Source organism: Paraburkholderia sp. J67 (genome assembly GCF_905220265.1).
Classification (GTDB): domain Bacteria; phylum Pseudomonadota; class Gammaproteobacteria; order Burkholderiales; family Burkholderiaceae; genus Paraburkholderia.
The window spans coordinates 234,152-254,278 of sequence record NZ_CAJMZK010000009.1 but is presented as its reverse complement, the minus strand read 5'-3'; the positions used below and the strand labels follow the sequence as shown (position 1 = coordinate 254,278).

Here is a 20,127-nt window from a genome sequence, read left to right as displayed (position 1 = left end):
CTGCGGCCCGGTCGTGAGTGCGATCGCCCACGGCGTCATCGCCACGATAGGGAATATCCATTTGCCAATCGCTCGTTTGGCGCGTGCGGCGTTCGTTGCTAGATTGTCCGCACCTTCATTGATGCGGAGAAAATCATGGCAGAGACCGGAGAGCAGGGCCAGCACGCGGGCGTACGCGTGATCGCCGACGACCGCGAGGCGATTGCCGTCGCGCGTGAACTCGCCGCGCGTCTCGTCCAGGGCGCTGCCGAACGCGACCGTGAACGGCGTCTGCCGCGCGAGGAGATCGAATGGTTCTCGCAGTCGGGCCTCTGGGGCATCACCGTGCCGAAGGCTTACGGTGGCGCGGGCGCTTCGTTCGTCACGCTCACCGAAGTCATCAAGATCATTTCCGCAGCCGATTCGTCGCTCGGTCAGTTGCCGCAAAATCACTTCGGACTGGTCGATGTCATCACGCTCACGGGTACCGAAGAGCAAAAGCGCTACTTCTTCGCCGAGGTGCTGGCGGGCAAGCGCTTTGGCAACGGCTTCTCCGAAAAGGGCACGAAAAACGTGCTCGATCTGAAAACGCGCGTGATTCGCGACGGCGACGAGTACGTGGTCAACGGCACCAAATTCTATTCGACCGGCGCGCTGTTCGCGCATTACGTGCCGGTGCTCGGCCTCGACGATGAGCGGCGCGGCTGGCTCGCCTATATTCCGCAGGGCACGCCGGGGCTGACGATCACCGACGACTGGTCGGGCTTCGGACAGCGCACCACGGCAAGCGGCACGGTGACGCTGGACAACGTACGCGTGGGCGCATCGCATGTGCTGCCCGCGTATCGCGTCTCGGATCTGCCGACGCTCAACGGCCCGGTTTCGCAGATCATTCAGGCCGCCATCGACGCAGGTATCGCGCAGGCCGCCATCGACGATACGCTGGCCTTCGTGCGCGAACGCTCGCGGCCGTGGGTGGATAGCGGCGTCGAGCGCGCGAGCGACGATCCCTTGACGGTGCGCGAGATCGGCCGTGTGGTTATCCAGTTGCATGCGGCTGAGGCTCTGCTCGAACGCGCGGCCAAGGTGCTCGATGACATTGCCGCGCAAGACAGCGTAAGCGAGGACGATGTCGCGCGTGCCTCGGTAGCGGTAGGCGAAGCGAAGGTGTTGACCACCGAAGCGGCGCTATTGAGCGGTGAAAAACTCTTCGAACTGGCGGGCACGCAATCGACGCTCGCCGCGCACAATCTCGACCGCCACTGGCGCAACGCGCGCACTCATACGCTGCACGATCCGGTGCGCTGGAAATATCACCTCGTCGGCAATTATTATCTGAACGGCGCGAAGCCTGCGCGGCACGCCTGGAACTAAGCCTTCTTTACAGGCCTGGAATAGCAAAACGGGACGGGCGCTTATGCACCCGTCCCGTTTTTTCGTTCATTCACGCGGGATTACTTGCGATCCGCGTAGATCTGGTCGAACGTGCCGCCATCGGCGAAATGCGTGGCCTGCGCCTTCTGCCAGCTACCGAAGACCTGCTCGACCGTGAAGGTCTTGAGCGACTTGAACTCGTCGGCGTGCTTCGCGAGCACCGTCTTGTCGCGCGGACGCAGATGGTGTTGCGCGATGATTTCCTGCGCCGCCGGCGTATACAGATACGCGAGATAGGCCTGCGCTTCCTTGCGCGTGCCGCGCTTGTCCACCACCTTGTCCACCACGGCGACGGGCGGTTCGGCCAGCAGGCTCGACGAAGGATAAACGGCTTCGAAGTCCTTTGCGTTGGCGCCCGTTTCGATCAAGCCCACTTCGTTTTCGAAGGTGACCAGCACGTCGCCGATCTCGCGTTGCGTGAACGTGGTCGTCGCGCCGCGTCCGCCTGCGTCGAGCACCGGCACGTTCTTCAGCAGCGCGCGCTCGAAGTCGAGTGCCTGCGCGTCGCTTGCGCCTTGCAGCTTGCGATAGCCCCACGCGGCCAGATACGCGTAACGGCCGTTGCCCGAGGTCTTGGGATTCGCGATCACGACCTGCACGCCGGGCTTGACCAGATCGTCCCAATCCTTGATGTGCTTCGGATTGCCCTTGCGCACGAGAAACACCATCGTGGTGGTGTAAGGTGCGCTCGCATCGGGCAGGCGTGCGCGCCAGTCGGCGGGCACGAACTGGCCGCGCTCGGCAAGCAGATCGATGTCGTTGGGCTGGTTCATGGTGACGACATCGGCCTGAAGACCTTGCAGGACCGACAGCGCCTGTGCGCTCGATGCGCCGTGCGATTGACGGATCGAGATCGTTTCGCCGCTCTTTTGCTTGTAGTCGGCGATGAAGCTTGCGTTGATGTCCTTGTAGAGTTCGCGCGTGACGTCGTACGAAACGTTGAGCAGCGAGACATCCGCATGCGCGAGTGGCGCGGCGAAGGCAGCGCTGGCGACGATGCCCGCGCCGATGAGGCGGACGGTGCGCCCGATTGCTGTCATGGTGGTCCCCGAGTGGTCTGTTGGAAGCGATGGATGATCTGGCGGCGCTGCCGCGTGGACCTTACATTTTATCGACGGTGGGCAAAGGCCTTATATCGATCGCTGCGTTGCTTTCCCGTATGGGCGATAAGGAGGCCGAAAACACCGCGTGGCGGGCCTGCGTGGGCAGCCGTTATATCGATCTGCCGAATCGTTATTGGAGCCGTGCGCGCCGCGTTTTTATACTGCCCAGACAACGTGACGGCTTGAGTTCATCACGCCAGTTCCGGATAGCCGAGTGCGCGGGCCTCGTCGGCGAATTGCTCGATGCGTGCGTAGTCGGCGGGCGCGAGACGCACGAAGCCGCGCAAACGCAGTGTTCCGGCGCGAGCCGCGTCGGCGGCGCAGGCGCGATCGAGTGCATCGCGCAGCAAGGCTGTGTGTTCTAGCGGTAAAGCACGCGAGGCGACGAAGGGCAGACCGGGCGCAGCAGCGCTCATGCCGATCGTGCGCACGTTGCGCAGCAGTTCAGGTAACGCATCGCGCACGTAGGCGAGCGTTACGCAATCGATTGCGGCCACCTCCGCTTCGCCCGCGCCCAATGCGCGCAACGCGTTGAGGTGCGAGCCGACCCACGATACCGACGAGAAGAAGCGGCCCGCGTGCGCATGCGGCGCGACCGCATGGCGCAAGGCGTTCATGCCGCTGTGCGAGTCGGGGCCATTGCAGGCGGCGCGCAGGCCGCGGCAGGCGGCGAGCATCACCGCGCCTTCGTCCCACGCGCGCGCCGAGACGACTAACGCGCTGCGATAGAACACGCCTTCGCAGCCATCGGCGTCGAAGGCGGGCGTGGCGAGCAGATGAACGGCATCGGCGACGCCCAGCATGCGGTACGGAAAGCCGCAGGTCTGGGACAGCAGCAGGTCTGGGCGGCGCCAAAGTGCCAGCAGGTCGTCGGGCGTTTCCGTGGGCAGATCCACCTCGCGTGGGCCGCCCGCCTGCGCGAAGGCGTCGAGCGTGTCGCGCAATAGTCCGCGCCACAGCGCATCGTGCTGCGGCGTGACGTTGTACATCGGCAGGGCGGCGATCCAGCGGCTCATCGTGACAGTGTAGACAATAGCGGGCGAGCGTGCCCGCGCAGGAAATCATGGCTGAATATTTCGATGCCGGGCATGCGCGCGATATCGCCGCGCTGGAAGCGGGCCTGGCGGCCCGTACCGAGTGGCCCACGTGGCTATTGATCGCGGCGGTCTATGGCGGCTGGGTGGGCACGGTGCTGATGGTGCGCAGTCATGTGTTGTCGCTGGCCGCCGCAATGCCGCTTTTCATTCTGCTCTGCGCGTGGCATATGTCGATGCAGCATGAACTGCTGCACGGTCACCCTACACGCCAGGCATGGCTAAACAAATTGCTGGGGTATCCGCCGCTGGCGATCTGGTTCCCCTATACGCTCTATCGCGACACGCATCTCGACCATCATCGCGACGAAGCGCTTACGTTGCCAGGCCTCGACCCCGAAAGCAACTATGTGCCTGCCGAGCAGTGGCAAGCCTGGCCCGCGTGGCGTCGTGCCTTGTGGCAGGCGCGCAAGCGCTTCGTGGGCCGCATGCTCGTTGGGCCGCCGATGAGCGCGGCGGCCGTGCTCGCCGCCGCATGGCGTGCTTTGCGTCACGCCGATCGCCGCTATGCGCCGATGTGGATCGCGCACGGGATCAGCGTGGCCGTATTGCTGTTCGTGCTCGATGTGTGGGCCGGCGTGCCGTGGTGGTACTACCTGCTAGCCGTCACGTGGCCCGCGCTGTCGATCGCGACGATTCGCTCACTGTACGAGCATCGCGCCGCGCCGGAGCCGAAGGCGCGCATCGCCATCAACGAAGCGGGCTTCGTCATGCGCCTGCTGTTCCTCAACAACAACTACCATCTCGTGCATCACGATCTGCCAGCGTTGCCGTGGTATTGCCTGCCCGGCGCATATCGTTTGCGCCGCGAGGACTACGCGCACAAGTGCGGGCACTTCGTGATTCGCGGCGGCTATGGCGAATTGCTGCGCCGCTACGCATGGCGGGCGACCGATGCCGTCGTCCATCCTTTCGGAGCGGTCAACGATACGCACGACGTGAAGGACGCAGCGCGCATCGCAGCGTGACGGTTCTTGCGGTTAAGCTGCCGTTGCGGTCTGTGCCTGCGTGACCGGCGCGAAGTGGCCGCTCTGCGTGGTGTCGTCGTCGGAGAATTCGGCTTCGATATCGCGCAGACGATGCGGCGCGACCAGGCGCAGCGCCACGAACCACGCAATGCCCGCGGCCAGCAGCGCGGCAAACACATAAGGCAGCACGGCATAAGCACCAGGTGCCGCGGGATAGATGCTGCCGACGAACGGAATGCCGATCAGCACGACGGCCACAACGCTGATCACGACATGCAGGGGCTTGAGTTCGCCGCGGCGGCGCAGAAAGACGGGCGCCGCCACTGCCACGATCACATAAGTCAACAGGAAGCCGAACGTGGCAATGGTGCTGAGATAGCCGTAGGCATCGAAGAGCGACGTGCCGTGCAACTGGAACGCCACACCTACGACAAGCGAAATCAGCGTGATCAGCGTCACGGCCACGTGCGGCGTGGCGTTGCCCGCGTGCGCGCGGCCGGTGGCCGAATGCAGCAACCCTTGACGTGCGAAGGTGTAGAGCAGTCGCGCAGCCGCATTGATCGACGAGAAGAACGCCGCGAAGAAGCTGAGCGCCACACCCGCGTCGATCAGCACGCCGAGCACGCCAAGGTGGATGCCGTGCGCCACGGCCGAGAGCGGAGCGTTGGCCTGGTCGAGCGGCGTGGCCGCGCCCTGGAACAGCGCGACGAGGCCATACGAGGCGGCAAGGAACAGCGCCGCCGGTCCGAGAATGCTCACGATCACCGCGCGCGGAATCAGGCGGAACGGTTCGCGCGCCTCGACGCCCAGCGCCGTGACGCTCTCGAAACCCGTGAAGCTGAAGAATGCCAGCACCATGCCAAGACGCAGTTGGTCCGGCTTGACTGCAACGAGTGTCAACTGATTCGGATCGACCCAGCGGTGATGCAGGAACAGCGCCGCACCGATCACGACCAGGATCAGCGCGACCGTGCTCAATTCGATCCAGAGCGTGGCGCGCGTCGACAGGCGGATATCGCGCCAGGTGATCAGCCATGCGCCGATCGTCACGGCCAGCGTGATGACGACCGATGCCACGAGGCCCGTGCCCGCCGCGCTGACGCCGATGTCCTTGAACAGGACGACGACTTCGTTGACAGTGCCTTGCAGGATGCCCGCCGCGCCGATGCCATAGGCAATCAGCAACGACCAGCCTGCAATGACGCCCCAGATGGGACCGAGTCCGCGCGCGGCATAGGTGTAGAGCGCGCCGGGCGACGCCGTGCGCTTGGCGAATTGCGTAATGCTCCACGAGGCGAACAACAGGCCGATGGTGGCGAGCAGGTAGGCGAGCCAGGTGCCGTTGCCCGCTGTGGCGAACACGGCCGGAATCAGCAGGCCGGCTCCGCCGGCAGCGCCAACGAGGCCGATGGATTGCGCAATCAATTCGGATAGCGAAAGATAACCGCGGCGCAACGCGCCGCCGTCTCGCGCCTGGGCGGCGAGTTCGGTCATGGTGAAGGTCCTGAAGAGGTACTTGAAAAGAGAGCGTCCCGCGCCGCTTCGTGCAGCGCGGGACAGATGGCGTCAGGCCGTTTCTGCGGTTTCCGTGGCGGGTGTTGCCGTGGCAGCCGCTTCGCGTTTCACGCGTTCGATGTCGCGATACTGCGCGGCGGGATGTTCGTCGGGCAGCCTGGCGCTGTTGCCGAAGAGCTTTTCTCGCAGCGTGCCCGGAGCGTACTCGCGCGGGTAGACGCCGCGCCGCTGCAATTCGGGCACCAGATGCTGCACCACGTCCTCGAAGGTTTCATGCGCGATTGCGTAGGCCAGATTGAAGCCGTCGACGTCGGTATGCTCCACCCATTGCTGGAGAATGTCCGCCACCGTCGACGGCGAGCCCACGAACACCGGCCCCAGGCCACCCACGCCGCCCCAGCGCGCCAGTTCCTCGATGGTCCACGCCTTGTCGCCGCCCGCCAGATGTTCGACGGCGGAGACGATGGCATTGGTCTCTACGCGGCGCACCGTATCGGTCGGCAGGTACTGGCCGAAGTCGATGCCGGTCCAGCCGGACATGAACACGAGCGAGCCATCGTAGGAGACGTGGCGCTGGTACTCCTCGAACTTCGCCTGGGCTTTCTCGTCGGTTTCGTCGACGATGACCGTGACGAGGTTGTAGATCAGTAACTTGCGCGGGTCGCGGCCCGCGAGCGTGGCCTGGCGGCGCACCTCAGCAACATAGTCGCGCAGCAGCGTTTGCGTGGGCGCGGCGACGAATACGCATTCGGCGTGCTGGGCCGCGAAGGTCTTGCCGGGACCGGACGCGCCCGCCTGGAACAGCACCGGCGTGCGTTGCGGCGACGGCTCGCACAGGTGATAACCAGGCACTTCGAAGTATTTGCCCTTGTGGCCGATTTCGTGGACCTTTTCCGGATGCGTGAAGACGCCTTTCTCGCGGTCGCGTACGACTGCGCCATCTTCCCAGCTTCCTTCGAAGAGCTTGTAAAGCACTTCGATATATTCGGCCGCGACTTCGTAGCGGTTGTTGTGATCGGCGAGACCGCCCTGGCCCACGTTCTTCGCACCGCTTTCGAGGTATGAGGTCACCACGTTCCAGGCGAGACGACCCTTGGTGTGATGATCGGCCGTGGAAAGACGTCGTGCGAAGGTGTAGGGGTGCTCGAAACTCGTCGAGGCCGTGATGCCGATGCCCAGGTGCTCGGTCGCCAGCGCGAGCGGCGCGGCAAGCTGGAGCGGATCGTTGACGGGAATCTGCGCGGCCTGGTGCAGCGCGTGATAGTTGCTGCCCTTGTAGACGTCGTAATAGCCGATCACGTCGGCGATAAAGATCGCATCGAAGATGCCGCGTTCGAGAATCTTCGCGAGATCGGTCCAGTATTCGAGGTCCTTGTACTGCCACGAACGGTCGCGCGGATGGCGCCACAAGCCAGGCGACTGATGGCCGACGCAGTTCATTTCGAAAGCGTTGAAGCGGATAGTTTTGCTCATGGTATTCACTTGCTCCCACGGCCGGGGCCGTTGCCGATCTGCCAGACGAAGGGCGGTTCCGTGTCGTTGATGGCCCAGTCGCCCACGATGCGCGCCTTGTAGACGAGCGGATTGTGCGACGACACCGCGCGCGCATTGCGCCAGTGGCGGTCGAGTCCGAGCCGCTTGCTGATGGCCGACGCGCCGAGCGCGTCGAACAGATGTGTTGCTGCGCGCAGCGCGAGTTCCGAGGTCACGATCTGGCTTTGTGCCGAGGCGATTTCCGCTTCGACATTGGCGGCGTGTTCAACTTCGTCGTTGCCGCCGAAGCGGGCCACGTAGGCACGCTGCGCCGGTTCGGCCGATTGCAGCGCCACCGCTTCAGCGGCATAGGCCCACGAGGCGATTTCGCCTACGACCTGCTGGATCTGCGCATCCTCGCTTACATGCGGCGCATTACCGTGGCTATAGACGCGTGTGCGATTGCGTACCGACGTAGCCGCGTCGCGCTTCACCGCTTCGGCGATGCCCGCCAGTGTGGCGACGTGAAAGAGTTGATAGAACGCGGTCTGATATTTGAAGCGGCGCGAGAAGTCGATCACGTTGCGTGCTTCGACCACGGCATCCTTGAAAACCGTGGTGCCGCTACCCGTCGTGGTCTGGCCGAAACCGTCCCAGTCGTCCTCGCGCACGACGCCCGCCTGCTGTGTGCTCACGGCGGCGATCACGTCGCTGCCGTCTTCCTCGCGTTGCGCGTAGACGTCGATCCAGTCGGCGTAGATGCTGCCCGTACTGTAGTACTTCGAACCATTGAGCAGAAAGCGGCCGTCGCGCTGCGAGACTTTCGTATTCGTCTGGCCCACGGCGACGTTGCCGATTTCCGACCATGCGCTGCCGACGATCTGGCCGCTCACGAATCGGTCGAACCAGGCGCGTTGATCGGCATCGGCAGGGGCGTTGAGCCAGTCTTCCACAAAGGCGAAATGCGCGCGCAGCGCCTGGGGCAGATTCGAATCGGCGGCGGCCAGTTCGATCAGCAGGCGGAACAGTTGCGGGATCGACGCACCCGCGCCGCCATGTTGCACGGGAATGCGTACCGCGCCGAATCCCGCGGCCTTGAGTGCGGCAATGGCTTCGTGCGGCAGGATGCGTTCGCGGTCGCGCTCGGCCGCGCCGCGCGCGATCTCGGCGAAGAGCGGCCGGAATCGGGCCGCGAGAGTGTCGTAATCGGTGCCCGTGGACAGTGCGATGTCGGGTCGGGATGTACTCATGCTGTCTTCCTCTTTACTGTCTTCGTCGATGGAGGCGCAACGGGCAGGGCCACGAACGGCCTCCGATGGCGTGAACGATGAGTATAAAAAGGCGCGCAGCGGCGTTCCAATAACGGATTCTCGAAACGATATCGGTGCAATGGATTAGCGCAAGCGATGTTGCAGCGTGGCGCGAATATCGGTTTCTCTGCTTTCCATGTGAGCGAATCTTGGTTCTGCTCCAGCGCGGAATTTTCTAAGCTTGGAGATTACGCGGCCATGCTGCCCAATACGCTACGCATAACAAGGGGAAACCAGATGCAAGATCAAACGACCAAACTGTCGCTATGGCGTCGAATTGCGGCGCCGCTGCGTGGATGGCGCAAGCTCGCCGCGCTCGCACTCGTCACGGCACCGGCTGTTTCGGCGTGGGCCGCGGGCGCAGCGCCCACTGAAATCAAGCTCGACTACGCCTACTATTCGCCGGAAAGCCTGGTGATCAAACGCAACGGCTGGCTGGAGCAGGCCTTCGCGCCGGATCATACGCAGGTGCGCTGGGTGCTGAGCCTCGGCAGCAATCGGGCGCTGGAGTACCTCAATAGCGGCGCGATCGACATCGGCTCGACGGCAGGGCTCGCGGCAGTGCTGGCCAAGGCCAACGGCAATCCGATCAAGACTGTCTATATCTTTTCGCGGCCAGAATGGACTGCGCTGGTCGTGAGCAAGGATTCGCCGATCAAGACGCTGGCCGATCTCAAGGGCAAGAAAATCGCCGCCACCAAGGGCACCGATCCGTATCTCTTCACGCTGCGCGCGCTGCACACGGCGGGTCTCACGCGTGATGACGTGGAAATCGTCAATCTTCAGCATCCCGACGGCCGCACGGCGCTCGTCAATGGCCAGGTGGACGCCTGGGCGGGACTCGATCCGCATATGGCGGCTGCACAGATCGATAACGGTGCGCGTCTGCTGTATCGCAACGTCGATTTCAATACCTGGGGATTCCTGAATGTTCGGGAAGATTTCCTCAAGCAGTATCCCGATGCCGTGACGCGCGTGCTCAAGGTCTACGAACGTGCGCGCGTCTGGATTGGCGCGCATCCGGACGAAGCCACACAGATCGTGGCGGAGGACTCGAAGGTCTCGCTCGCGGTCGCGAAGCTGCAACTGAGCCGCAACGACTTCAGCCAGCCGGAGCCGGGCGCCACGCAAATCAAGGCGCTCGAAGCCGCGGCGCCCATCCTCACGCAGGAGCAACTCGTGAAACCCGGCACCGATCTGAACCACGTGATCGAAGCGCTGATCGATACGCAAGCGGCGCAACCGGCGCTGGCCTCGGCGCAGCGTCCGTAACGGAGCCGGCCGATGGGAACCGATCAAACCGCCGTGCGCACGCTACGGCCCGCACGGGTTAGCGAGACCGATGCGCGCGCGCTGCCGGAACCGGTTGCGCACACGCCTGCGCCTGCGCCCGCGCTCTCGGGCGCCTGGCGCATCGCCGGTGCGTTGCTGCCGGTCGCGTTTTTGCTCGCGGTGGAAGGACTGGTGCGTGCGCACGTGTTGCCCGATAACCTCGTGCCCGCACCATCGTCGATCGCCGAGGCGCTCTGGCAACTGGGCGCCGAACATCTGCTGCGCCATATCGCGGCCAGTACGGCGCGCGTGGCGGCGGGCTTTGGCATCGGTGCGTTATTGGCTATTGCGATCGGCGCGGCGATGGGGCTGAGCCGCCGGCTCGACGCCTTGCTCGACCCCAGTTTTCAGGCGCTGCGTGCGATTCCGTCGCTTGCCTGGGTGCCGGTGCTGCTGCTGTGGATGGGCATCGACGAAGCGCCGAAAATCACGCTCGTCGCAATCGGCGCGTTTTTTCCTGTGCATCTGAGCGTGGTGTCCGGCATCCGCAACGTGGACCGCAAGCTCGTGGAACTGGGCGCGATCTATCGCTTGCCGTCGTGGCGGCTCTTTCTGCGTATCCTCCTGCCCGCCGCGCTACCGCAGATCTTCACGGGGCTGCGTATGGGACTGGCCGTCTCGTGGATGTTTGTCGTGGCCGCCGAATTGATCGCGGCAACGCGCGGGCTCGGCTATTTGCTCAGCGACGGACGCGAGACGGGGCGGCCCGATATCGTATTCGGCGCCATTATTCTGCTGGGTCTGCTCGGCAAACTGACCGATAGCGCCCTGCGTGCGCTCGAAGCGCGCGTGCTGGCGTGGCGCGATACCGCCGTGGAAGGAGAGTCCGCATGACGCACGCTGCATTACTCGACGTCGACATTCGCGCCAAGCGCTATGGAGATCGGGCGATTCTCGACGGCCTGCGCCTCACGCTGGCGCCTGGAAAGATCACGGCGCTGCTCGGGCCGAGCGGTTGCGGCAAGAGCACGTTGCTGCGTATCGTGGCGGGCCTCGATCGAGATTTCACAGGCACGGTGTCACTCGATGGTGTGACGCAGCGCGGGCCGTCGCCGCTTGCGGGCGTCATTTTTCAGGAGCCGCGCTTGTTGCCGTGGCTGCATGTGGCCGAGAACATCACGTTTCCCGAGCGCGCACGCGGCGCGGCACTTGTGCGTGCGCACGCGTTGCTCGTAGAAGTCGGCTTGCGCGCCGATGATGGCGCACGTTGGCCCAAGCATCTCTCGGGCGGCATGGCGCAGCGGGTGGCGATTGCGCGCGGCCTGTTTGCGCAACCGCGCTTGCTGCTGCTCGACGAACCGTTCAGCGCGGTTGATGCGATGACGCGCATGCGCTTGCAGCAACTGCTGTTGACGATCGTAGAGGCGCATCGCATGGCCGCGCTGGTCGTCACGCACGACATCGACGAGGCGCTTTATCTCGCCGATCGTATCGTCTTGCTGGAGCCTGCGAGTGGTGAAGCGGGGCGGCCCGCCAGTCGCGAGTTCGATGTGGAGATGCACCGTCCACGGCGGCGCGAGGAACTGGCCGGACATCCGTTGCGCGCGATCCTGCTCGATCGACTTGAAGCATCGGTCGCGGCAGTTTCGCCGTAAGGGAACCAGGCTTTCATCCCAAAAAAACACGGTAATACCAGCGTTTCATGAATGAGTGGATGGTCGCGTAATCCCGTAATTGTGGGTTACCAAAGAGCGCGCGAAGGCGGTCAGCGCGAGCGAGGCGAGGGCCGTTACTTCAGCACGCGGACGTCGGCGCCTCGTGTGCATCGCCCGCGACCCGTTACGATCCCCTTTCAAATAACAGGAAACGCCATGAAACTCGCAACCGTGTTTGTCGCGTCTGGTCTGGCCGCCGCTGCTGTGACCGCCTTCGCTGCACCGACTAATCGCTACCCGAACCTGGAGCAGGCGCAACAGTTGATCGACCAGAGCTACGCTCACATCGAGACCGCGCGCAAAGACAATCACGACGACTTTGGCGGTCATGCGTCGCGCGCCGAAGAACTGCTCCGTCAAGCCAAGGGCGAGCTTGATCAGGCCGCGATGTACCGCGATCGTCATTGATGACGCGACACGGCGTTCTGGCTGTGCCGGAACGCTGTCTATGTCCGGCATTGCGCGGTAAATGGCCAGGCACGCAATCATTCAAACAAGCCGTGATGCAATAAATCTCGCGGCGTGCCATAGAAAATGAAAGGTAAAGAAAGGGTGGGGCGTGAATGATCCTGCCAATTACGCTAAATATGAAACAAAACGCATATTCAATTGACCGAATGCCGAGCTAAGCGATATCGTCATACTTTTGACACTTATTGTAATACCTTGGCTTCTGCAGAATATGAAACCACCCATCCGTTGCATGTGGACGTGGATGGAGTGAGTTATACCGGGACTTATCGGGTGATGACGGGTAGCGTCATCGTCTATTTCGAAAACGAGATCAAGTTCGCGACATTCGGCGCGAACCGTCCAGAGGTGATCGCACGTTGGCTGCTCACCGATCTATGCCGTAAGGCCGAATCGCGCAAGCGCAAAGCCGTCAGGAAATAAACCATGCTCGATGCCCGACGCTGATCGGGCGGCACGGGCAAAAATATCTCGCCGCAATAAGCGACAAGCCAATTGCCGATATTCCGATTTACCAGCCTTTATATCGCGAATATTAGTTCGGAATCCATATAATTTAGACGGAGCGTCATGGCGCGAAGCCGTGCCTCACGCCTGCTCAACCCTGATCGGCCCCCGAACCCTCGGGCACCGGAAAGTGAACCCCGGCGCGCTGTGCGGCGGCGGTGATATGTGCCTCGATCGCCTGGCCTGCGGTGGCCGGATGGCGCGTCTTGAGCGCGGCCACGATGGCGCTGTGTTCGCGGTATGTCGAAAGCACGAGCTCGCGCCGGTAAAACGGCATGCGCTGGCTCTCCTTCATGATGTCGGCGCTGCTGCGCAGGATCGATTCGATCGCGGCATTGCCCGCGAGACTCAAGATGCGCATGTGAAAGTCGAAGTCGAGTTGCGATGCTTCGTCGAGTTCGTCGCAACTGAGCGCCTCGTGCAGCGCTTCGAGATTCGCTTCGAACCAGACCACATCCGCATCGCTGATCGCGAGCGCCGCCATGCGCGCGGCGAAGCCTTCGAGCGCATAGCGCATCTGATAGGTGTCCGGCAGCGAGGTCTGATCGGCGAATCGCCACGGATGAGCGCTGGCGGCCTGCGCGCTCGTCACATACACCCCCTTGCCAGCGCGAATCGTCAGCATGCCGAGCGCCTCCAGCGTCGACAGCGCCTCGCGCAGCGACGCGCGGCTGATCTCCAGTTCCTCGGAAAGCTGGCGCTGTGCCGGGAGCAGGCTGCCGACCGGGTACACGCCACCCTCGATCCGTTCGCGGATCGTGGCGATGGCGGCGTCGGTGACGGTATGCGGAAGGTTCTTCATCGGATGGCGGGGGCTCGCGTGGTCTGACCGGTATTGTAGTCCGGCCCCGGCGGTGAGACGCGCAAAAGCACGACGAACGGGGGGAGCGGGGCAAACGCGGACGGGCAGCGCCGGCGTTTTGCCTTCATCCGATCAATCCGGGCAAGGGTAAACACTTTTTTTTGACGCCTTGACTCCACTATATCGGCTTTCTACTATCCACCATAACAACACTGGTCAGACCAGTCGGAACAGTTGATCCCTCCCTTGCGGGCCTTGCATGGGGCGGGGCTGGGCGCCACAGCGCCCGGTCCCTTCGACCAAGGAGAAAGTCGTGACGAAGTTCTTCAATTCGCTGTTTGGGCGGGTGGTGATCGCCCTGGTGCTGGGCATAGTCGTCGGTGCGGTGTTTCCCCATTTCGCCCAGTCGCTGCGGCCGCTCGGCGACGGCTTTCTCAAGCTCATCAAGATGGTGATCGGGCCGATCGTGTTTTGCGTGGTCGTGAGCGGTATGGCGCATGCGGGCGATCTGCGCAAGGTGGGCCGCGTGGGTCTGAAGTCGGTGATCTACTTCGAAGCGATGACGACCGTGGCGCTCGTGATCGGCGCGGTGCTCGCGTATGTCACGCGTCCGGGCGCGGGCATGAACGTGAATCTGCATTCGCTCGACGCCGCCTCGCTCGCCACCTACACCGAGAACGCCAAGAGCCTCAAGGACACCGCCGGGTTCCTGCTGAAGATCATTCCCGATACGGCGTTCGACGCGTTCGCGAAAGGCGACATTCTCCAGATTCTCGTGTTCTCCGTGCTGTTCGGCAGCGCGCTCTCGCTGCTCGGCCCGAAGGCGCAGCGCGTGAATGCGCTAGTCGATGAACTCGCGCAAGTGTTCTTCCGCGTCATGGGCTTCATCATCAAGCTCGCGCCGTTCGGCGTGCTGGGAGCGATCGCCTTCACGACAGGCACGTACGGCGTGGCCTCGCTCAAACAGCTCGGCTTGCTGGTGATCGTGTTCTACGCGAGCTGCATCGTGTTCGTCGCGGTGGTGCTGGGCGTGGTGATGCGCCTCGCCGGGTTCAACGTCTTCAAGCTGATCCGCTATCTGCGCGAGGAACTGTCGATCGTGCTCGGCACGGCTTCTTCGGATGCGGTGCTGCCGCAGGTCATGCGCAAGCTCGAATTCATGGGCGTGAAGGACTCCACCGTCGGCCTCGTGATTCCGACCGGCTACTCGTTCAACCTCGACGGCTTCTCGATCTATCTCACGCTGGCCGTGATCTTCATCGCCCAGGCGACCAACACGCCGCTCTCGCTGCATGACCTGATCGTGGTGGTACTGGTCTCGCTCGTCACGTCGAAAGGTGCGCACGGCATTCCCGGCTCGGCGATCGTGATTCTCGCCGCGACGCTCTCCGCGATTCCCGCCATTCCCGTGCTCGGCCTCGTGCTGATCCTGCCGGTGGACTGGTTCGTCGGCATCGCTCGCGCACTCACGAACCTGATCGGCAACTGTGTGGCGACGGTGGTCGTCGCAGTCTGGGAGCACGACATCGACAAGGCGCGCGCCAAACACGTGCTCAATCTCGACGAAGGCTTTCTTTATGTGCCGGGTAGCGAAGCCGAAGTCGCCGTGCATGACGGCGTGCTGGGCGGCAACGCGGCACATGCTTGAGCGCCTCAGCATCGCGCACAATTGATTCGAATAACTGATTATCTGATTTGAAGGAGACGAACATGGCTATCCCGACGCTCGATCCCAACGCTCCGGCCTTCACGCGCCGTTACATGAATCTCGCGGATGACCGCCTTGGCGCACGCGCGATCGTCGCGAGCGACGAGTTTTTTGCGCCCAAGGAACGCATGCTGGAGTCCCAGCCCGCAGTCTTCATCCCCGGCAAATACGACGATCACGGCAAGTGGATGGACGGCTGGGAAACGCGCCGCAAGCGCACCACGGGCCACGATTATTGCGTGGTGCGGCTGGCCCGGCCCGGCGTGATTTACGGCGTCGATCTCGATACGAGCCACTTCACCGGCAACTTCCCGCCGGCCGCCTCGATCGAGGCGTGCTACGCGGAGAGCGGCGACGAAGCGCCGCCCGAGAACGCCGACTGGCAAACCGTCGTTCCCGCGACGACGCTGCAAGGCAACCAGCATCACTACATCGAAGTGAGCGACACGCGCGCGTTCACCCATTTGCGCGTGAATCTCTATCCCGATGGCGGGCTCGCGCGTCTGCGTGTGTATGGCCAGCCCAGGCGCGACTGGAACAACGTGGAGAAGGGCAGTCTCGTCGATCTCGCGGCAGTCGAGAACGGCGCGTATCTCGTGGCGGCGAACAATCAACACTTCGGCATGGCGTCGACCCTGCTGATGCCGGGGCGCGGTGTGAACATGGGCGACGGCTGGGAAACGCGCCGCCGCCGCGAGCCGGGCAACGACTGGGCGATCGTGGCGCTGGCGCGGCCGGGCATCATCCGCAAGATCGAAGTCGATACGGCGCATTTCAAGGGCAATTATCCCGACCGCTGCTCGCTGCAAGCCGCGACCGTGACGGGCGGCACCGACGACTCGCTCGTCACGCAGGCGATGTTCTGGCCGGTGCTGCTCGGCGAGCAGAAGCTGGAAATGGACAAGCAGCATGTGTTCGAAACCGGCCTGGCCGCGCTGGGCCCGGTCACGCATGTGCGCTTCAACATTTTCCCGGACGGCGGCGTGTCGCGCCTGCGTCTGTGGGGCGAACTCGTCTGAGTGGAGGACGGCGATGGCTACCGCACTTGCCCTGCAACTGGAACCGCTCACGCGTGAAGCGTTCGCGCCGTTCGGCGATGTGATCGAACTCGACGGCGCGCGGCATTTTCCGATCAACGGCGGCACGACCGAGCGCTTTCATGATCTCGCCTCCATCGACGTGTGCGAGGCGGGCGGCCGTCCGCTCGTCAACGTGTTCCGCGCGCAACCGCGCACGTGGCCCGTGGCGATCGCGATGATGGAGCGGCATCCGCTCGGCAGTCAGGCGTTCGTTCCGCTCGGGCACACGCGCTACGCCGTGGTGGTCGCGCCCGCGGGCGAACTCGATTCGTCGCGCCTGCGGGCGTTCTGGGTCGACGGCACCCAGGGCGTCAACTACGCGAAGGGTGTCTGGCACCATCCTTTGCTCGCCTTCGATCGGGTCAGCGATTTTCTCGTCGTCGATCGTGGCGGCGCGCAACCGAATTGCGACGAGGAGGATCTGGATCTCGTGCTGGAACTGCATGCACCGGCGGGCGCAGGCGTCGTTCGCTAGCATTTGTCGTGGTCGGGTGGGCCTGCGACATTGCAGGCAACCCGACCGCTTGCATTTCTTCAAAACGCCAATATAATTGAGTGCCTACTCACTCTATTTTGCTGCGACCACGTTATGGCACGTCCTTTGAGCCCCGAAAAACGCGATGCCCTGTTGCAATCGGCAACGCAGGCCGTGGCCGATCAGGGCGTGATGGCCACGACGTCGAGCATTGCCCGGGGTGCGGGCGTGGCCGAAGGCACCTTGTTCACCTACTTCGAGAACAAGGAAGTGCTGTTCCAGGAGGTCTATCTGCACCTCAAGCAAAGTCTCGCGGATACCGTGATGCCCGACTATCCGCACGACGCGGACTACCGGCAACGCATGGAGCACGTTTTCCAGCGCTATGTGGGCTGGGGCCTGGCCAACGCGGCCGGACGGGTTGCCGTCGCGCGGCTGGCGGCTTCGGGCCAATTGCTGGACGAAACCCGCGCGCAGGGTATGGAGGCGTTTCTCGCGATCCCCCGGATGATGGAGGATGGCGTGCGCGATGGCGTGCTGGTGGACGCGCCGGTCGCCTTTCTTTCGTCCGTGATCGAGCACATCGCCGACACGACGATCGAATACGTGGACAAGTTTCCCAAGGAAGCCGAGCGTCATCGGCAACTGGGTTTTCGCGTGCTTTGGCGCGCCATCACGTCGTAAAAATTTTGCTATTTAGTTGAGTGCGTAAGTGCTCATTTATTTGGAAGGAGCATTTCATCATGTCTAGCCAGAAGTGGTTCATCACCGGCGCCTCCGGCGGCCTGGGTCTCGCCCTCACCGAAGCCGTGCTGGCGGCGGGGCATCGGGTGATCGCCGCGGTGCGCCGCGTCGACGCGCTGCGCGCGCTCAAGCAGAAGCATCCGGATTTGCTGGAAGTGGAGGCGCTCGATGTGACCGATCGCGAGCAGGTGCAAGCCGTTGTGGCGCGCCATGCCGATGTCGATGTCGTCGTCAACAATGCGGGCGGCGCGGTTATCGGTGCGATGGAGGAAATGAGCGAGGCCGAAATTGCGCAACAGTTCGCGCTAAATCTGCTCGCGCCCATCCAGCTCACGCGCGCCTTCCTGCCCGCGTTGCGCGCAAGAAAGCATGGAGTCCTGATCTATATCAGCAGCATGGGAGGACGTGCCTGTTTCCCGAGCGGTTCGATGTATCACGCCGCCAAGTTCGGTCTCGAAGGCTTTGCCGAATCGGTCAGCCAGGAAATCGCAGAGTTCGGCATCAAGACGATCATCATCGAACCGGGATCGATCAAGACGGACTTCGTGGCCAATATCCGCTGGACTCAGGAACTCGCCGACTATCAGGTCGGCGTGGTCGGCCAGCTTCGCCAGCAGATCAAGGCGGTGGGCGACGACCAGGCGTCGGGCGACCCCGTGAAAATGGCCGAAGCCATCTATGCGATCAGCCAGATGCCGCAGCCGCCGCTGCGAACGGTGCTCGGCGGGGATGCCTACGCAGTGCTGGAAGCGGGCTATGCGCAGAGCCTCGCGAATCTGAAGGCACAGAAGGCACTCGCCGAATCCGTGATGCTGGCGGGTAAAGCCGGGTTCAATCCGCAGTGAGCGGGGCGATCAACCTGTGTCTGCGGGCGAGACCGGATGGACTGGAGATCGCCCGTCATTCTTTGTCGGTGTATTTCAAAGGCTAACTATCATGTCGAAAGTCTGGTTGATTACGGGCGCGTCCCGAGGTTTGGGCCGCGCGATTACGGAAGCCGCGTTGCAGGACGGCGGCAAGGTGCTGGCGAGCGCGCGCGACACGGCGGCCTTCGCCGAATTGCAGGCGCGCTACGGCGAGCGCCTCGCCCCGTTCGCACTCGATGTCACGAACGAAGCGCAGGCCAAGGCGGCCGTGTCGGAGGCGGCGCGTCTCTTCGGCCGCCTGGACGTGTTGGTCAATAACGCGGGCTATGGCCACATCGAACCGTTCGAGCATACGAGCGCCGACGATTTCCGCGCGCAGATCGAGACGAATCTCTTTGGCGTGGTGAACCTCACGCGTGCAGCCATCCCGGTCATGCGCGCCCAGGGCGGCGGCACTATCTTCCAGGTGTCGTCGGCTGGCGGGCGTGTCAGCAGTCCGGGGCTGTCCGCTTATCAGGCCGCCAAATGGGCCGTGGGCGGGTTCAGCGACGTGGTGGGAAAGGAAGTGGCGCCTTTCGGCATTCGCATCTGTACGCTGGAACCGGGCGGCATGCGCACCGGGTGGGGGCATGAGGCGCGCGCAACGGTTCAGGATTTACCGCAGGACTACCAGGCATCGATGGGCGAGTTCAAGGAGCTCATCGACGCTTACGTCGGCCACGAAGTGGGTGACCCGCAGCGCATCGCGCAGCTGACGGTGGCGCTCGCTTCGCGCGCGAACGTTCCTGCGCGCCTCGTGCTAGGCTCGGATGCCTGGCAGGTTGTCGAAGCCGAGGAAGCAGCACGCCACGCGGCGATGCAGCGCTGGAAACCCGTCACCCTCGCAGCCGATTTCGGCGCGGCATCGCCTGAGTGGCCTTCGGAGTAACGCTATGCGTATTGTCTTGTTCGGTGCGACGGGCATGGTCGGCCAGGGTGTGCTGCGCGCCTGCCTGAAAGCGCGGGACGTCAGCGAAATCATCGTCGTTGGCCGGCGCGCGCCGCCGGGCTACGACGATGCGCGGATCAAGACCGTCATCGTCGCCGACCTCGATCGCTTCAATGCGGCCGATGTGATCTTCGCAAGGGTCGATGCGTGCTTCTTCTGCATCGGTGTCACGTCGTTTCGCATGTCCGAGGCGGCGTACCGCGCTGTGACCTATGACATGACGCTTCACGTCGCGCAGCAACTGCTGGCGCGCAGTCCAGGCATGACGATGGTGTATGTCTCGGGCGCGGGCGCGGACAGCAGCGAACAGGGCAAGACGATGTGGGCGCGCATCCGGGGGCAAACGGAAAACGCCTTGCAGCGCATGCCGTTTGGTCAGGTGGCCATTTTCCGGCCATCCGCGATCATTCCCGAAGACGGGATTCAATCGCGCACCACCAGTTACCGATGGATGTATCGCGTGCTCAAACCGCTGTTGGTGCTGATGCGGCGCGTGGCGCCGGCCAGCGTGCTGACGACCGGCATTGTCGGCGACGCCATGCTGAACGCCGTTCGTCATGGCGTGCCGCAACCGGTCCTCGATCCGGCCGCGATCGATCGACTGGCGGCCACGCCCGCATGACG

At 63.5% G+C, this 20,127-nt stretch carries 20 protein-coding genes; 14 read left to right on the top strand and 6 right to left on the bottom strand.

The genetic code is table 11. The annotated features are described in order from the left end of the window. Positions 1-135 precede the first annotated feature (135 nt). On the top strand, positions 136-1,353 hold the full coding sequence (locus U5782_RS19190) for an SfnB family sulfur acquisition oxidoreductase (RefSeq protein ID WP_322045440.1): 1,218 nt from the start codon (positions 136-138) through the stop codon (positions 1,351-1,353). 80 nt (positions 1,354-1,433) lie between these two features. Here the strand turns inward: U5782_RS19190 and U5782_RS19185 are convergent, their stop codons facing one another. Together U5782_RS19185 and U5782_RS19180 are read right to left on the bottom strand one after the other, a co-directional pair. Then, a complete protein-coding gene (locus tag U5782_RS19185; RefSeq protein ID WP_322045439.1) occupies positions 1,434-2,453 on the bottom strand; it encodes a sulfate ABC transporter substrate-binding protein in 1,020 nt (339 codons plus the stop codon). A gap of 254 nt (positions 2,454-2,707) precedes the next feature. Further along, positions 2,708-3,532: a phosphate/phosphite/phosphonate ABC transporter substrate-binding protein gene (locus tag U5782_RS19180; protein ID WP_322045438.1), complete on the bottom strand. Its 825-nt coding sequence runs from the start codon at positions 3,530-3,532 to the stop codon at positions 2,708-2,710. Between the two features lie 47 nt (positions 3,533-3,579). Between U5782_RS19180 and U5782_RS19175 the strand changes: the two genes are divergently transcribed. Then, positions 3,580-4,578: a fatty acid desaturase gene (locus U5782_RS19175; protein WP_322045437.1), complete on the top strand. Its 999-nt coding sequence runs from the start codon at positions 3,580-3,582 to the stop codon at positions 4,576-4,578. A gap of 12 nt (positions 4,579-4,590) precedes the next feature. On the opposite strand, the gene U5782_RS19170 is transcribed toward U5782_RS19175, so the two are convergent. From U5782_RS19170 to U5782_RS19160, 3 genes are all read right to left on the bottom strand, one after another. Continuing rightward, entirely contained in the window at positions 4,591-6,072 is a 1,482-nt protein-coding gene (locus U5782_RS19170) for an APC family permease (RefSeq protein ID WP_322045436.1), read from the bottom strand. 72 nt (positions 6,073-6,144) lie between these two features. Then, positions 6,145-7,566, bottom strand: a complete 1,422-nt coding sequence (locus U5782_RS19165) for an LLM class flavin-dependent oxidoreductase (RefSeq protein WP_322045435.1) — start codon at positions 7,564-7,566, stop codon at positions 6,145-6,147. A 5-nt stretch (positions 7,567-7,571) separates the two neighbouring features. After that, a complete protein-coding gene (locus tag U5782_RS19160) occupies positions 7,572-8,816 on the bottom strand; it encodes an acyl-CoA dehydrogenase family protein (protein ID WP_322045434.1) in 1,245 nt (414 codons plus the stop codon). A 297-nt stretch (positions 8,817-9,113) separates the two neighbouring features. On the opposite strand from U5782_RS19160, the gene U5782_RS19155 reads away from it, so the two are divergent. The 5 genes from U5782_RS19155 to U5782_RS19135 all read left to right on the top strand — a co-directional run bounded on the left by U5782_RS19155 (position 9,114) and on the right by U5782_RS19135 (position 12,757). Then, positions 9,114-10,148, top strand: coding sequence for an aliphatic sulfonate ABC transporter substrate-binding protein (locus U5782_RS19155; protein WP_322045433.1), 1,035 nt, complete (start codon positions 9,114-9,116; stop codon positions 10,146-10,148). Between the two features lie 12 nt (positions 10,149-10,160). Then, positions 10,161-11,042, top strand: a complete 882-nt coding sequence (locus U5782_RS19150; protein ID WP_322045432.1) for an ABC transporter permease — start codon at positions 10,161-10,163, stop codon at positions 11,040-11,042. After that, positions 11,039-11,803 (top strand): ABC transporter ATP-binding protein, encoded by a 765-nt coding sequence (locus U5782_RS19145; protein ID WP_322045431.1) that lies wholly within the window; start codon positions 11,039-11,041, stop codon positions 11,801-11,803. The genes U5782_RS19150 and U5782_RS19145 overlap by 4 nt, the downstream gene beginning before the upstream one ends. Before the next feature lie 216 nt (positions 11,804-12,019). Further along, complete coding sequence (locus U5782_RS19140) at positions 12,020-12,271, top strand: hypothetical protein (RefSeq protein WP_322045430.1); 252 nt, start codon at positions 12,020-12,022, stop codon at positions 12,269-12,271. Between the two features lie 258 nt (positions 12,272-12,529). Then, positions 12,530-12,757: a hypothetical protein gene (locus U5782_RS19135; protein ID WP_322045429.1), complete on the top strand. Its 228-nt coding sequence runs from the start codon at positions 12,530-12,532 to the stop codon at positions 12,755-12,757. 175 nt (positions 12,758-12,932) lie between these two features. On the opposite strand, the gene U5782_RS19130 is transcribed toward U5782_RS19135, so the two are convergent. Then, positions 12,933-13,643: a FadR/GntR family transcriptional regulator gene (locus U5782_RS19130; protein ID WP_322045428.1), complete on the bottom strand. Its 711-nt coding sequence runs from the start codon at positions 13,641-13,643 to the stop codon at positions 12,933-12,935. Between the two features lie 313 nt (positions 13,644-13,956). Between U5782_RS19130 and U5782_RS19125 the strand changes: the two genes are divergently transcribed. The 7 genes from U5782_RS19125 (at position 13,957) to U5782_RS19095 (ending at position 20,125) form a co-directional block, all read left to right on the top strand. Next, positions 13,957-15,291 carry a C4-dicarboxylate transporter DctA gene (locus U5782_RS19125; protein WP_415914365.1) on the top strand — a complete coding sequence of 445 codons (1,335 nt, stop codon included), beginning with the start codon at positions 13,957-13,959 and terminating at the stop codon, positions 15,289-15,291. Positions 15,292-15,353: 62 nt separating this feature from the next. Continuing rightward, positions 15,354-16,370, top strand: a complete 1,017-nt coding sequence (gene alc, locus U5782_RS19120; protein ID WP_322045427.1) for an allantoicase — start codon at positions 15,354-15,356, stop codon at positions 16,368-16,370. 13 nt (positions 16,371-16,383) lie between these two features. Continuing rightward, the gene (locus tag U5782_RS19115; RefSeq protein ID WP_322045426.1) at positions 16,384-16,905 is read left to right on the top strand and encodes an ureidoglycolate lyase; all 522 of its coding nucleotides are present in this window, start codon (positions 16,384-16,386) and stop codon (positions 16,903-16,905) included. Positions 16,906-17,019: 114 nt separating this feature from the next. After that, positions 17,020-17,589 carry a TetR/AcrR family transcriptional regulator gene (locus U5782_RS19110; protein WP_322045425.1) on the top strand — a complete coding sequence of 190 codons (570 nt, stop codon included), beginning with the start codon at positions 17,020-17,022 and terminating at the stop codon, positions 17,587-17,589. A gap of 59 nt (positions 17,590-17,648) precedes the next feature. Beyond that, complete coding sequence (locus tag U5782_RS19105; protein ID WP_322045424.1) at positions 17,649-18,494, top strand: SDR family NAD(P)-dependent oxidoreductase; 846 nt, start codon at positions 17,649-17,651, stop codon at positions 18,492-18,494. Between the two features lie 91 nt (positions 18,495-18,585). Beyond that, the gene (locus tag U5782_RS19100; protein ID WP_322045423.1) at positions 18,586-19,443 is read left to right on the top strand and encodes an SDR family NAD(P)-dependent oxidoreductase; all 858 of its coding nucleotides are present in this window, start codon (positions 18,586-18,588) and stop codon (positions 19,441-19,443) included. Positions 19,444-19,447: 4 nt separating this feature from the next. Next, the gene (locus tag U5782_RS19095; RefSeq protein WP_322045422.1) at positions 19,448-20,125 is read left to right on the top strand and encodes an NAD-dependent epimerase/dehydratase family protein; all 678 of its coding nucleotides are present in this window, start codon (positions 19,448-19,450) and stop codon (positions 20,123-20,125) included. Positions 20,126-20,127: the final 2 nt, after the last annotated feature.

What these genes read in the sequence shown, in the direction of transcription:
- U5782_RS19105 (WP_322045424.1), top strand. Translation starts at nt 17,649, where the DNA reads ATGTCTAGCCAGAAGTGGTTCATCACCGGCGCCTCCGGCGGCCTGGGT.
- U5782_RS19145 (WP_322045431.1), top strand. Translation starts at nt 11,039, where the DNA reads ATGACGCACGCTGCATTACTCGACGTCGACATTCGCGCCAAGCGCTAT.
- U5782_RS19190 (WP_322045440.1), top strand. Translation starts at nt 136, where the DNA reads ATGGCAGAGACCGGAGAGCAGGGCCAGCACGCGGGCGTACGCGTGATC.
- U5782_RS19155 (WP_322045433.1), top strand. Translation starts at nt 9,114, where the DNA reads ATGCAAGATCAAACGACCAAACTGTCGCTATGGCGTCGAATTGCGGCG.
- U5782_RS19100 (WP_322045423.1), top strand. Translation starts at nt 18,586, where the DNA reads ATGTCGAAAGTCTGGTTGATTACGGGCGCGTCCCGAGGTTTGGGCCGC.
- U5782_RS19140 (WP_322045430.1), top strand. Translation starts at nt 12,020, where the DNA reads ATGAAACTCGCAACCGTGTTTGTCGCGTCTGGTCTGGCCGCCGCTGCT.
- U5782_RS19095 (WP_322045422.1), top strand. Translation starts at nt 19,448, where the DNA reads ATGCGTATTGTCTTGTTCGGTGCGACGGGCATGGTCGGCCAGGGTGTG.
- U5782_RS19110 (WP_322045425.1), top strand. Translation starts at nt 17,020, where the DNA reads ATGGCACGTCCTTTGAGCCCCGAAAAACGCGATGCCCTGTTGCAATCG.
- U5782_RS19130 (WP_322045428.1), bottom strand. Translation starts at nt 13,643, where the DNA reads ATGAAGAACCTTCCGCATACCGTCACCGACGCCGCCATCGCCACGATC.
- U5782_RS19165 (WP_322045435.1), bottom strand. Translation starts at nt 7,566, where the DNA reads ATGAGCAAAACTATCCGCTTCAACGCTTTCGAAATGAACTGCGTCGGC.
- U5782_RS19170 (WP_322045436.1), bottom strand. Translation starts at nt 6,072, where the DNA reads ATGACCGAACTCGCCGCCCAGGCGCGAGACGGCGGCGCGTTGCGCCGC.
- U5782_RS19160 (WP_322045434.1), bottom strand. Translation starts at nt 8,816, where the DNA reads ATGAGTACATCCCGACCCGACATCGCACTGTCCACGGGCACCGATTAC.
- U5782_RS19175 (WP_322045437.1), top strand. Translation starts at nt 3,580, where the DNA reads ATGGCTGAATATTTCGATGCCGGGCATGCGCGCGATATCGCCGCGCTG.
- U5782_RS19180 (WP_322045438.1), bottom strand. Translation starts at nt 3,532, where the DNA reads ATGAGCCGCTGGATCGCCGCCCTGCCGATGTACAACGTCACGCCGCAG.
- U5782_RS19115 (WP_322045426.1), top strand. Translation starts at nt 16,384, where the DNA reads ATGGCTACCGCACTTGCCCTGCAACTGGAACCGCTCACGCGTGAAGCG.
- U5782_RS19185 (WP_322045439.1), bottom strand. Translation starts at nt 2,453, where the DNA reads ATGACAGCAATCGGGCGCACCGTCCGCCTCATCGGCGCGGGCATCGTC.
- U5782_RS19150 (WP_322045432.1), top strand. Translation starts at nt 10,161, where the DNA reads ATGGGAACCGATCAAACCGCCGTGCGCACGCTACGGCCCGCACGGGTT.
- alc (WP_322045427.1), top strand. Translation starts at nt 15,354, where the DNA reads ATGGCTATCCCGACGCTCGATCCCAACGCTCCGGCCTTCACGCGCCGT.